The following is a 15,237-nucleotide window of genomic DNA, read 5'->3' on the forward strand; positions in this document are numbered from 1 at the left end:
GCTTGGACGAGTTATTAAGTAGTACGATAAAGAGAATGAAAAAGAGATTGTAATTTGGTTTCAACCAAACTACAATCTCTTTTTGTTTCATTTAATCCCACCAAATCCAAGTCCAAAGGTAATTTCGTACATTTCGAGGAGTAATCCGTATGAAGCGTTCCCCGTCAAAGAAGCAACTTAAATTTGGAAGTATTTCATCTTGGTTTTCTGGAACAAAAGTGACGATGTTTTCGTTACTTGTAACGGTTACTGTAATTGGTGGATCGGTAGGCGAGGCTTGAAGTTGTAACGAAATATTAGCCGTATTTTTAAACTCATTAGTAACAGGTGGACTTATCACTTGTACGGTGAATAACACGATAATTGTTTCGCTTGGTTCTAAATTAGTAGCAACTAGGAAACCGATATTCGGATTCGCTAGTGGAGAGCGTTCTCCGTTAATGGAGACGGTGCCGCTCATAAATTGTAAACCTACTGGAATAGTATCCTGTAAAGAAATATTTAAGAGTGAAATCTCAGAAGTATTTGTAATACGCACCGTGTAATCAAAATATTGATTGAAATAAGCTGAGCTGACGGAAGCGTTTTTCGTGACTGTCGCAGTTACAAATTGAACTGGTATACGAACAATATTCGAATTAACAACGAAAGTAATAATCGGATCCTGTGGTGTCAATTGGAAAGCGGCTGTAACTGTTGCAGAATTTATAATTGTACTGTTTGAAGGAATAGAAGTTACAAGAACTCTAAATGTTATCGTTGCTACTCCATCTGCAGGTAAAGAGCCGATATTAATACCAGTGTCTGGACGGGTATTTGGAACTTGAGTACCATTAATTGATACGCTGTTTTCTATAAATGTTGTACCGGCTGGAATTATATCTAGGACAGAAGTACTGATTGTAGAAATTGGTGAATGATTTATCACCTCTAATGTGAAAGTTATGATGTCCCCTGTCGCCACGATAGATTTATCGGCTGTTTTTTCAATACTAACCATTGGATCAACTATTATTGTTGTAACAGTATTTGTTTGCTTTGTAACGGTATTTATTTGCCTTGTAATCGTAATAGGTGGTTCGATTGGACCGACAATAGGCGTGTAGGAAACAGTCGCATCGTTATTGATTGTAGATTGAAGAGTAGAAGAAGAGATTGTTACTTGGAATGTAATAATAACAGAGTCATTAGGAGCAAGAGTTCCTAATGTAATACCATTTTCAGGATTCGTATTAGGTTGATTGATTCCGTTAATTGTAACACTACCACTAACGAATGTCGTATCTACTGGTGCTGTGTCTACTAGAAGAAGATCTTCAATAGTGATATTACCACTATTAGTAATCGTAATGGTGTAAGTTAAAGTTTGACCAGGTAAGGCACTCGTGAAATCAACAGCTTTTATCGCAATGACATTATCATTTTGGACAGTTGTTGTGACAGTATTTGTTGTGGTTGTATTTGTAACAGGTGCGTTATTTGGATTGACGGTATAGTTAAAGGTAGTAATTGCATTGTTGTTGAGTTCATTTGGTGTTGGGATAGAAGTCACAGAAACTTGGAATGAAGCGATAGCATCTCCGTCTACAATTATAGTACCAATTGGTATGCCACTTACTGGATTAACTCCCGGAAGAGTTTCTCCGTTTACAATAACGCTATTTTCTATAAACGTAGTACCTTGAGGAATCATATCTTGAATGACTACATCATTTGCTGCAACATTACCAGTTTGATTGAGTATAATCGTATACGTTAACGTATCACCGACAGTTGCAAATGCCAGGTCAACAGCTTTATTACTATTTAAAGTCGCGTGATTAATTTCTGTTATGGCAGCTGATGAAATAATAGTTTCGGTAATAGGTGGTCGATCTGGTAACGTGTATTGAAATTCAATTGTACTCGTGTTAGAGATTGGATTTGTTTGCGGAATCGAAGTAACCCGTACTTGGAATAGAATAGTTGCTGTTGTATTAGGGGGAATGTTATCAATTTGTATCCCGCTAAGTGGATTGTCATTTGGACGAGCGTTGCCATTCGCAATAACGCTGTTCTCTATAAAGTTCGTATTTGCTGGGATGATATCTGTCACGATAATGTTTTCTACTTGTATATTCCCGTTGTTTGTGATGGAAATTGTGTAAGGGATAATCGTTTGTAGGTCACCGTATTGGATAGGCGTTGTTTTTGTTGCGACTACAGTAGCAGTAATAACTTCAGTGAAGGTAATATTACTAGTCGATATTTGTTCTTCTCCATTTATCGTATAACGAGAAGTTGATTGATTTTGAACATGGCCGCTAGCTGGAAGCGCTATGACGGTAACAGAAAATGTGACTGGGATAGAAATGTTAGGAGCAATCGTTCCTACAAGTATACCGGTACTTGGATTGGCGTTAAGCTGCGGAATGTTATTTACTAAAACGCTACCGTCAATAAAGGTAGTTCCACCAGGAATATTGTCTGTAAATACAACAGCAGTGGCATCTGTATTCCCTGTATTCGTTAAAGTTGTTGTATAAGTTAAAATGTCACCAATTGTTACAGAAGTCAAATCAACAGTTTTAAGTGAAACGATATCAGCATCATTAATTTGAACGAAAGTAGTGTTGGAATTAGTCGATTTTTGAATTGGTGCAAAATCAGGGTTGAAAATAAAGTCGTAGACGATGTTTGCAGTATTAGGTGTTGGGTTTACAGCAGGTAAATTCGTAACGGAAACTTGGAACGTTATTGTAGTCGCTTGACTTGACGCAATATTAGGAATAGAAAAACCGATATTTGGATCTGCTGCAGGAAGTACCGTGTTGTTAACTATTACACTTCCTGGAATAAAGACTGTTCCATCTTCTATCGTATCTGTAAAAAAGATGGAGTTAGTTGTAGTGGATCCGTTATTTTGAATGAGTACTGTATATTCAATAGTTTCATCAATATTAGCTACTATTGTATTAGCAGATTTTGTAGCGATAAGAATAGCATCAATAAATTGTATATTTGTAGTATTGGAAGATGTCGTTTCTGAAATTGGTGGTAAGCTTGGGTCCGGCTGATACTCATAGTGGATGACGGCGATATTATTAATGTTATTTTGAGGAGGTATAGAGACTACATTTACTTGGAATGTAACGATAATTGTATTGTTTGGAAGGATAATATTAAGGGTGATTCCGGTACTTGGATTCTCGTTAGGTCTTGGTATACCATCTACAAGAATGCTATTTGGAATGAATGTGGTGCCAGCAGAAATTGCGTCAATTAGGAGAGTATTTGTAATAGGTACTGTACCAGCGTTTGTAACGGCGACTGTATATGTGATGATTTGACCTATGCGTGTAATAGATCTGTTAGCAGATTTAAGTGCACTAACATTTGCTGTACGGACTTCAGTAGTTACTGCATTTGATAACGATCTACGCTGAATAATTGGAGAACTAGGCTCAATTTGGTATTCATACGAAGTGTCTGAAATGTTAATGACTGTATTGCCAGGAGGTATACTTGTAAGTTGTACTTGGAATGAAATAGTGACTGTTTCATCTGGTTGTATCGTGCCAAGAGTTATTCCATTTTCAGGGTTCGCACCAGGCTGAATGACATTATTTATTGATAAGCTATCTTCAATGAATATCGTACCTTCTGGAATATTGTCAATGAACAATGTATTGTTAGCCGGAACAGTTCCTATATTTTGTAGTGTATTTGTGTAGGTAATATTTTGCCCGATGGATACGAAAGTAACATCTGCCTGCTTAACAGAAATAATATTTGCATTTTGAAGTGATGTTGTAACGATATTAGAAGTTGCAGAGCGATTTACTGGGGGAGCTGTAGGAATGCTTACATATTGGTACGTTGCTGAAGATTGATTTACAATTTCGGTTTCAGTAGGTGGATTGTTTGTTTGTACTTGAAATAGTATTGTTTTGGAACTATTTGATGGGATCGTTCCAATTGATATTCCGTTTTCTGGATTTGTATCAGGCTGAAGTACACCGTTAATTGTGACACTGTCGGGAACGAATGTAGTCCCAGCTGGAATCGAATCTGTAAAAATAATATTTATTGCGTCAACATTGCCGATATTTTTCACTTCAGAAATATAAAGTATCGTTCCACCAATATCTACAGTTGTTGGATTGGATGTTTTTGTAATTGTTAATTGTGCTTGCACGAAATTTGTAATGACGATATTACTAGTAGATGTTTCCGTAATAGGCGGTTGCCCTGGATCTGGTTGAATTGTATATGTTGTATTGGATTGATTTGTAATCGATTGTTGCGAGAATGGATCGTTAATAAGAATTTGGAACGAAATAAGGTGAGTAGCGTTTGCTGCTAGGTTAGGCAAAGTAACACCTGCATTTGGATTTGCACCAAGTATAGCTGTTCCGTTAAGTGTAAAACTATTGTCTACGAATGTAGTCCCTTCTGGAAGAGTATCTGAAAATATAAGATTTGAAGCAGGAATATTTCCGGTATTCTCTAGCGTTATCGTATAAGTCAAAATATCACCTGTTGTTGCTTGTTGTGCATTGACTGCTTTTAATGAAAGAACATTCGCATCCGAAATTTGTGTGACTGCTGGATTAGACGTTATTGTTCGAGAGATGATAGGAGCGGTTGGATCGGCGATAAAAGTATAGGCAATACGGGCTATATTAGAAATTGGATTCACGCTTGGAATGGATTGAACGATCACTTGGAATGTTATGGTGATAATGTCTGAAGGCGCTATGGAGTTTAATGGTATCCCTACGTTTGGATCGGCACCTGGAATTGAGACACTATCAATGGTCACACTATTCGGAATAAATGCAGTTCCTTCTGGGACCAAATCTGTTAAAGTAACTGTATTTGCAGTTGTATTCCCGTTATTTTGAACGACTACAGTGTAAGTGATTGTACCGTTAGTAGATTGTACGAGAGAATCTGTATTTTTAATTACAGACAGCGATGCATCAACGACAGCTGTACTAACCGTATTAGATGAGGAGGTTGCTGTAACTGGAGGTTGACTCGGATCGACAATATACGTGTAACTTGTAAGTGCTTGATTTATAATTGCTCCTTGCGGTGGAATAGAGTTTGCAAGAAATTGGAACGTAATCGTAGCAGAATCACCTGGTGCGATAATACCAACTGGAATACCGAGAGTTGGACTTGCATCTGGAAGTGAAATCCCGTTAAGCGTGACACTATTTGGAACAAATAATGCCCCTTCAGGAACACCGTTAATGAGTAATACAGAGTTTGCAGGGAAGTTCCCAGTATTCGTTAATGTTGCTGTATACGTAATGATATCTAAGGTAGATACGATTGTTCGATCTGCCTCTAAAATAGTTGTAACAGTCGCGTTATTAATTTGTGTTGAAGCGCTATTAGAAGTTATTGTGCCGGTAACAGGAGGAGCCGCCGGATCAACGATGAATGCATATTGAATAGATGCAACGTTTGTAATTGGATTTGAAGGTGGGGTAGATGTAACTATGACTTGGAAAGTAACAGTTAAGGAACTACCCGCGCTAACGGTCCCGATAGTAACTCCACTATTTGGATTGGCACCTGGAATGGTATTTCCATTTACAGTAAAACTATTTTCAACAAAGGTCGTTCCTGCTGGAATGAGGTCTGAGAAATTTACATTCGTAGCATTTGTATTGCCGCTATTTTGAATTAAAACGGTATAAGTGATCGTGTCGCCAATATTTGCAAAGGCTGTACTAGCAGTTTTTACAGCTGAAAGTATTGCTGAATGAATAGAAGTAACGAAGACGTTCGTTTCCACGTTGCCAGGCTGAGCCTGTAATGCATTGCCTACGTTATATTGGAAGTTCACAAATCCTAAGTTCTGGAGTTCAGGAGTGAATGTTGTCGGATTGCTTACAATTTGAACTTGGAATATGATTGTTACAGTTTGATCTGGATTGACTGTATTTATGCCAACACCATCAATGATAGAAGCGGATGGTAATGAAGTACCGTCAACAACAACTGATCCTGTAACAAATTGTGTCCATGAAGGTAAAGGGTCTGAGAAAACAACGTTGTTAGCTGGAATATTTCCTGTATTCGTAATCGTAGTTGTATACGTAATCGTATCACCAATCGTTGCAAAAGCATTATCTCCGATTTTAATCGTGTTTAAAATTGCACTTTCGATTTTTGTTGAAACAGTAGTAGAAGTAATGTTTTTTGAAACTGGTGGATTAGTCGGATTAACGATATGTTGAAAGTTAACGCTAGCTTGATTGGTAATTGGATTTATAGGCGGGATTTCATCTGCGATAATATTAAATGCCACAATGACAGATTGGTTTGGCGCGATATCACCAATTGGAACCCCTGTAACGATATCTGCAGTTGGGATGCTAGTTCCGTTAAGTGTAAAACTATTCGGTTCAAATGAAGTTCCATCTGGAATAAGATCGGTAAAAATAACATTTGTTGCACTAACATTTCCGCTATTTGTAATTGTAACGGAGTAGACAATATCTTGCCCAATGTCAACCGTAGATACATTTGAATTTTTTTGTGCAGTAAGGATAGCGCTATTAATTTGTGTGGTTGTTGTATTAGATTGATTAGAAGTTGTAATAGATGGCTGGCTAGGGTCAACGACATAATGATATGTGATAGAAGCAGAATTAGAAATAGGATTAAGTGTAGGAAGTGTAGTAACAGTTGCTTGGAATGTGACAATTGCCGTATTACCACCATTAATGGAACCGATATTTACACCAGTAGATAAATCAGCATTTGGAATGGTTTGCCCATTAACTGTGAAACTATTTGGAACGAAACTTAAATTGCTATCAAGTATATCGATGACGGTAACATCAGTTGCAGCCACATTCCCGGTATTAGGGAGGTTAAGTGTAAATGTTATTGTATTACTAACATCCGCAAAGGTAAGATCTGCCGTTTTTGTACTTATAATATTTGCGTTATTTATTTGAAGAAGCGTAGTGTTGGAAGTAGCTGAACTCGACACTGGAGGGTTAACAGGATCAACAGTAAACTCATATGTCGTTGATGCTGTATTCGGTGCTGGATTAATAGGTGGAATGCTGCTAACTGTAACTTGAAAGACGATACTATATATTTCATTTGGTGGAAGTGCTGCAAGTAATACACCTGTATTTGGATTCGCGTTAGGTTGTAAAACGCCATCGACGGTTAATGTGTTAGGAACAAATGTGAGTCCACTTGGTAATACATCTGTGAATACTATATTAGTTGCATCCGTATTTCCTATATTGGAAATAGAAGTAGTATAAAAGGCAGTTTGCCCGATATCTGCAAAGGATGCACTTTCATTCTTCGTCATAGATAATATGGCTTCTTTAATTTGCGTTGAAACAGGATTGCTAATTGAAGTTTCTGTATCAGGCGGTGAGATTAATTGATAAGATGTTGATGAGAAATTTACCATTGGGTTTTCGGTTGGTAATGAGGTCACGTTTACTTGGAAGGAAACATTTACTGTAGCCCCCGCTGTTATCGGTCCAATATTTACACCGTTTACTGGATTCGCACCACTTTGAGAAACTCCATTAATGGAAAATGTGTTTGCAATAAATGTAGTTCCGCTCGGCATAGTATCTGTGAAAATAACATTTTGTGCAGATGAATTTCCATTGTTTGTTAAAGTGACAGTATAAGTGAGTGTATCTCCGATGTGGCTAAATGCTTTATCAACTTGTTTAGATGAAAGAATGGTAGCTGTATTAATTGTAGTAAATGTTGTGTTTGAAGTAACATTTCTTGAAACAACTGGTGCATTTGGATCAGCGATAAATGTGTAAGAAGCAGTAGCGGAATTGGCAATAGGATTTTGGGCTGGTGTAGAAGTAGCGGTAACTTGAAATGCTATAGATATTGAGCTGTTAGGAGCAATTGATCCAATTGTTATGCCGGTATTAGGATTGAGCCCGATTTGTGTAATGCCACCTATTGTAACACTATCAGTAATAAACGTTGTACCATTTGGTATAAGATCAGTGAAAGTAATATTCGTAGCGTTTGTATTACCGATATTTGTCAAAAGTGTCGTATAGGTAATGGTATCACCTAGTGTTACAAGTGTTTGATCTACAGATTTCACCATCGTTATCATAGCATCAAGTACCGGGTTTGTAACGATATTCGTTGAAGTAGAAGTTGTAATAGGAGTTCCGTTTGGATCGACAGTATAAGAATATAAAATTGTGTCACTACCCATAATTGAACTTGAAGGGGGAACAGAAAGAACAGTTGCTTGGAAAGTAACGGTTACTGTTTCACCAGGCGCGATATTTGGTATAGTTACTCCAAGTGCTGGTTGCGCACCAGATTGCTGAACCCCATTTATTTTGACTGAGTTTGGTATAAAGGTAGTGTTAGCTGGAATTGCGCTCGTGAACGTTATATTCGTTGCAGTCGTATTTCCTGTATTTGTAATAGTTGTTGTATACGTAATCGTATCTCCAACAGAAATGATAGATTTATCAACGCTTTTTTGGGTCGTTAATATTGCACTATTAATTGTTGTCGAAACAGAATTAGATACATTCGTTTGTGTTACGGCAGGTTGGCTAGGATCAACCACATGTGCAAATTGTACAGAACTAAAATTAGAAATTGGATTTATACTTGGAATGTTTGTAACAAGTACATTAAGAGTAATCACGGCCGTTCCATTTGGGTTTATATTTCCAATCTGAATCCCGTTAGATGGATTTCCGATTTGCTGTGTACCAGAATCGTTTGTAAGAGTGCCAGATATGAATGCCGTTCCATCAGGTAAAGTATCCGTGAAAATTATATTTTGTGAAGTGACATTTCCAGGGTTGCTTAATGTAATTGTATAAGAAATTGTATCGCCAATCGTTGCGAAAGTTTTATCTACAGATTTGATTGCCACAATTTCCCCAGAATTTATTTGTGTCGAAACAGAATTAGATGTCGTATTTCGTGAAACAAGTGGTAAATTAGGTCCTGTCATAAATTGATAATCAATAGAAGCACCGTTTACAACTGGTGAGTTTGGTCCTCCAGGTCCGATTGTAAAAATAGGATTTGGGATGCTAACTACTTGCACACGGAAGGTAACATTTATAAAATCTCCTGCAATAATATCTCCAATAGGTATCCCGTTCGCTGGACTTACTCCAGGAAATAAAACCCCACCTACTCGAACGCTATCTTCTATAAATATTGTATTATTTGGAATCGGATCTGTAAAAATGATATTCGTAGCAGTTGTGTTCCCTATATTTTCTAATAAAACAGTATACGTTAAAAATGAATTTCCAGGTGCGATGTCAGAAAATAGTCGATCCACACTTTTCGTTGCTTGAATAATCGCTTCGTTAATTTGAACTAAAGTTGGATTACTTGTAGCTGTTTCTGTCACCGGCGGCTGGGTAGGATCAACAATGATAGAGTATGTTGTGCTAGATTGGTTCAATGTTGGATTTGTAGCTGGTATTGAGCCAACAATAGCTTGAAAGCTAATTGTTATCGTTCCTCCAACTGGAATTGAGTCTAAAGAGATTCCGCTATCTGGTCTAAATCCAAGTTGTGGGATGGAGTTAATTTGTACACTATCAGGAACGAATGAAAGTTCGGGTGGTAATATATCGATAAAAACAGGTGTGTTTGCGGTAGTATTTCCGCTATTAGTGAGGGTAGTTGTATACGTAATTGTATCTCCAACAGCAGCAAATGCGCTGCTTGCAGTTTTTGTTGCGATAACGGAAGCTGTATTTACTTGTGTAAAGGTTTTATTGGATTGAACTGTTCGTGAAACAGGCGGCTCATTTATATCAACAATAAAGCTATATTGAAGCGATGATTTGTTAGGAATTGGATTAGGGTTTGGTAGTGTTGTAATGTTTACTTGAAAACTGAGTGTAATCGATGCATTTGCATTCAAGTTACCAATATTGATACCGTTTTGCGGATTTGCATTTGGGACGGTTACACCATTTATTTTAAAGCTATTTGGGACAAAGGTAGTACCATTTGGAATGGAATCTGTAAACACAATGTTGTTCGCAGTAGTATTTCCTGTGTTTGTAACAGATGAAGTGAATGTAATCGTATCACCAATTGTAGCGAAAGTTGTACTCGCATTTTTATTTAAAACTAATGTAGCATCAATAATTGGAGTAACCGTTGTATTTGTAATTGTACTATTAACAGCAGGTGATTGGTTTGGATTCACGGTATATTCATAATTTACAAGAGCATTATTTGTTAATGTGCCACTAGGTGGTATCGCTAAAATTTGTGCTTGAAAAGAAATGAATACAGTATCTCCTGGGGGAATATCTGCTAAGTGAATACCAAGTGATGGATCTAACCCCGGCTGCGGAATATTATTGATAGTTACAGAGTTTTGGACAAATGAAGCGCCTGCGCCGAGTCCATCTGTTAAAACTGTAGCACTAGCAGGAATATTTCCTGTATTCGTAACGGCAATCGTATAAGTAACGATATCCCCAATTGCAGCTGTCGGTGTATTTACTGACTTCGTAGCGACGATTGTAGCGTTATTAATTTGAGTTGTTATTACGTTACTTAACGCATTAGCGGATGCTGGAGGTAAGTTAGGATCTATGACATATTGGTACGCTGTATTGCTTTGGTTCGGGATTGGATTTGGATTAGGAATGGAATTTACTATTATTTGAAATGAGATTGTTGCACTTGTATTAGGGTTTATTGGATCAATTGCAATTCCACTTGCTGGATTTGTATTAGGGAGTGTATTTCCATTTACTGTTACACTATTAGGGATAAATGATGTTCCGTTTGGAATTACATCTGTAAAAATTACATTTGTTGCAAGTGTGTTCCCGTTATTCGTTAAAGTAGTCGTGTACGTAATCATATCATTTACGTTAGCAAACTGTTTATCTGCCGATTTCACAGCGGCAATCGTAGCATTATTAATAGTTGTCTGTACGGTGTTAGAGGCCAACATCTGCGTTACAACTGGTTTGGATGCATCGTACGTGTATTGGAATGTAGTGCTCGATTGATTCGTAATCGGATTTGGACTAGGAATAGTTGGTACAGAAACTTGAAATGAAACAGTACGTGATGAATTCGCTCCTATCGTACCAATTAAAATGCCATTAGCCGGGTTTGCATTAGCTATAGGGACGCCGTTAATCGTTACAGTGTTAGGAAGGAAGATGGTACCAGCTGGAATGATATCTGTAAACGTTACATTAGAGGCAGGGATATTGCCGTTATTTGTTAAAATCGTTGCATAAGTTATGACATCACCAACATCAGCGAAATTTGTACTTGTTAGTTTCGTAGCGACAATATTAGCAGTATTAATTTGTGTCGTTACTATATTACTAGTAGCATTTCTCACAACAGCAGGTAAATTTGGATCGGCAATAAAGCTATATTGAAGTGCGGCGCTGTTTTGAACTGGATTTGGTGAAGGTAAACTGGTTGCACTAATTTGGAAAACAATTGTTGTAATTCCGCCTGCTGGAATCGTACCAACTTGAAGGCCAACACTTGGATCCGCACCTAGCTGTAAAGCACCACCTATAAAAATACTATTTGGTACGAGAGTCGTACCAGGAGGTAGTATATCAGTAACAACAACATTATTTGCAGTAGTATTTCCTGGGTTAGCTAGGGCAATGGTATATGTGATTGGTTGCCCAACATCAGCAATAGTTAAATCTACCTGTTTGACAATAACTACATTTGCTACATTAATTTGTGTACTTACAGTATTACTTAAAGATGTTTCTATAGTTGGTGGATCGCCCGGATTTAAAATAAAACTATACTGTGTACTAGATGAATTTATTGTTGGATTTTGTGTTGGTAAAGAGGTGACAGTTACTTGATAAGAGACGGTAAGTGAGCCGTTCGCAGGAATGGAAGGTAACGGAACACCGACATTTGGATCGGCGTTATTTTGGAGTACACCATTAATAAGGAAAGTGTTTTGGATAAAGGTAGTACCGTCTGGATTCGTATCTACGAAAGTAGGGCTATCAGCAGAAACACTTCCTGCATTCGTTAAAACGACGGTATAAGTTAATACATCTCCTACAGTAGCGAACCCTTTATCTACTGTTTTGGCTGAAATGACATTTGCATCGTTTACTTGCGTAAATGTAGTAGTTGAAGTAGTGTTCTTACTTACAGGCGAAGCGTTTGGATCAACAATAAAGTTATAAGAGATGGAGGCACTATTTGAAATAGGGTTTGGGTTTGGAATGCTAGTGATTAATACTTGGAATGAAGCTGTAATCGTAGTATTAGCATTGATGCTACCAATATTGATGCTAGCTGGTGTTGCGCCCGGCTGAGTAACACCGTTAACGATAACACTGTTCGGTACAAAGGAAGTCCCGTTCGCTATTGAATCGGATAGTACTACATTGTTTGCTGTAACATTCCCATTGTTTGTAAGAGCGAAGGTGTAAGTTAATACATCTCCAACTTCCGCAAACGTTTTATCTACAGATTTAGTAGCTTGAAGGTTTGCTAGTCTAATTGTTGATGTAACAGAATTAGAATTTGCTGTTTTTGAAGTTGGTGGCAGACTAGGATTTACAGTGTATAAATAAGAAACGAAAGCATTATTAATGATAGGATTTTGGGCGGTAATATTGATGACAGTTACTTGGAAAGAAAGTGTAAAAGTAGCTCCGCCAGGAATTGTACCGATAGGTAAAGCAACGAGAGAATCTACATTTTGCAAAATGCCGTTTAGTGTTACAGTACCAGGAGTTAAAATTGTTCCATTTGGAAGTGGATCTGTTAATTGCACGTTAGTTGCAGCTGTATTTCCACTGTTTGTAATAAGAATTGTATAACTGATTGTTTCGCCAATTGTAGCAAATTGTTTATTTGTTGATTTTGTTAATGTTACATTTGCATTATTAATTTGAGTGGAAACGAGATTAGAAGAAATATTTTTTGTAACGGGTGATTGGCTAGGGTTGACGATGTATTGATAAGAAGCGTTTGATCCATTAGATACGACATTTGACGCGGGTATTGTATTTACTACTACTTGAAATGAAACGTTTTTTGTTGTACCAGTTGGGATCGATCCAATGTTCACGCCGTTAGCGGGATTTGCTCCCACTTGTGTTGTGCCATCTATTGTTAAACTGTTAAGGACAAAAGTCGTTCCAGTAGGAATAGCGTCTGTAAAAATAATGTTGTTCGCATTTGTATTACCTGTACTTGTAAAGGAAACGGTGTACGTTAGTGTATCACCAATATCAGCGAAATTTTTATCTACTGCTTTTGCCATAGTGACAGTAGCGTTATTCACTTGAGTGGAGACAATATTCGTTGTATCAGTCCCACTTACTGCCGGTTGATTTGGAACAGGAATGTATTGGTATGTTGTTGTACCACTATTTAATATTGGATTTGTTTGGGGAATAGAAGGAACAAATACTTGAAATGCAACAGTAGTCGTAGAATTAGCAGCAATAGATCCAATTGATATACCAGTAGCGGGAGCCTGAGTAACACCATTAACAGTTACACTCCCTGGAATGAAAGTAGTTCCGCTAGGAATCGGATCCGTATATATAACGTTCGTTGCGGCGATATTTCCTATATTAGCTAAAGCGATACTGTAAGTTAGCGTTTCGCCAATATCGGTAAAAAGTTTGTTAACTGATTTTGTTCCATTAATATCTGCGAGGTTAATTTGTGTTCCAGCAGAGTTGCTTGTAGCAAGACCGTTAAAGGTTGTTCCTCCAGCAATTGGTGTATATTGAAATGTAATATTAGCAGTGTTAGAAATCGGATTTGGATTTGGAAGTGAAACGACAGTCGCTTGGAAAGTTACTGTACGAGAAGCACTGTTATTAATTGTTCCAAGAGATATACCAGCAGCCGGATTAGCATTTGTTTGTGGTACGTTATCTACCGTTACAGTGCCAGGTATAAAGGAAGTACCGGTAGGAAGATTATCTATAAAAATAACGTTATTGGCGGGAAGAAGCCCGGTATTAGGAATCGTAACGGTATAAGTGACGACATCTCCAATTGCAGCGACACTTTTGTTTACGCTTTTCGTTGCTTGTATGTTAGGTGAATTTATGTTGATTTGTAAACCGACTGTATTTAACATATACGCGTCTCCGTTAGTAGTTAAACGGATGGCGGCGGACACTTGGGAATTTGTTAAATAAGGAGAAATATCAATAGAAGTAATGTCCCAGCCCTGTCTCCCGGCTGAGATGTTTGTACCTGTAGAGGCACTTTGATTTCGCGTTCCAAATGTCCCAGTTGTATCTAAGTTTCCAGCAGCATTATTGACCTGAGAACCAAAAAAATTATTTACAGCATTATTTGGCCCAGATAATGCATTTAATGAACTGAAATTGGGTCCAAATAAAGCTTGATCCCCCGTTAAATCAGCATCTCCTTCGGTAGAACTTAAAAATAATCTCCCGCTTACAGGGCCTCCTGAAGGTGTTAAAAATCCTGAGACAGATACATCGGCACTACCAGTTTCTGCAGAAACACGGTTGCCTGCTACATAAATCGTTAAGTTTCTTGCGGGTAATGTCCCGTTCTGATAAGCGACGATAAGCGTCCATCCAGCTGAATTAATTGTTCCATTAGAAGCATCTATAGGATCTACAAGTCCAGGGACAGCTCCTGTAGTATAGGAACCAGAACCTCCAGCTTGAATAAGAGTGGTTACGTCTGCTGAACGAGTGTAAAAGCCAAATGTAATAGAATTTGAAACGAAAGTTTGATTTGAAGCTGTAACAGCTGAAGGAGTAATCGAGTATGTTGAAACAGGTGTTGTAAAAGAAACCGGGTTTCCTAATACACTCGTAATGTTTTGATCACGAGATAAATAGTTTCCACCCCAAACGAGTTCCGCGTAAAGAATTGTACTACCAGCAGGGATATTTAAAATAGCGGTAGAACTATTTTGTGTATAGTTTAACGTTGTACCAGCAGGAAAAGTAGGTACTTGTAAAGCGGTATTCGTAGTTGCGAATGCACCAATTGCCCCGATTGTACCAGCACGGTTTTGATTACTAATTTTACTTAAGCCTAAAGTATTTCCTGTAATAGCGAGTGCGCCGTTAGTGGTGGTAGAAAATCGATTCGTAATGGGCATGTTGTCACCTCATTTACAATATAGTCTTGGTCAAAATAGGATATGTGTGTGACAAATAAAGGGTAACATGTACAAGTTGATTTAGTAATAATGATTTAAAT

General features: G+C 37.7%; 1 protein-coding gene. It reads right to left on the reverse strand.

The window, feature by feature from the left end:
• Positions 1 to 91: 91 nt before the first annotated feature.
• Positions 92 to 15,136 (reverse strand): DUF7507 domain-containing protein, encoded by a 15,045-nt coding sequence (locus NST14_RS08405; RefSeq protein ID WP_341118522.1) that lies wholly within the window; start codon positions 15,134 to 15,136, stop codon positions 92 to 94.
• Between the last annotated feature and the right edge of the window lie 101 nt (positions 15,137 to 15,237).

The organism is Bacillus sp. FSL W8-0519, from assembly GCF_038005585.1.
Taxonomy (GTDB): Bacteria; Bacillota; Bacilli; order Bacillales; family Bacillaceae_G; genus Bacillus_A; species Bacillus_A paranthracis.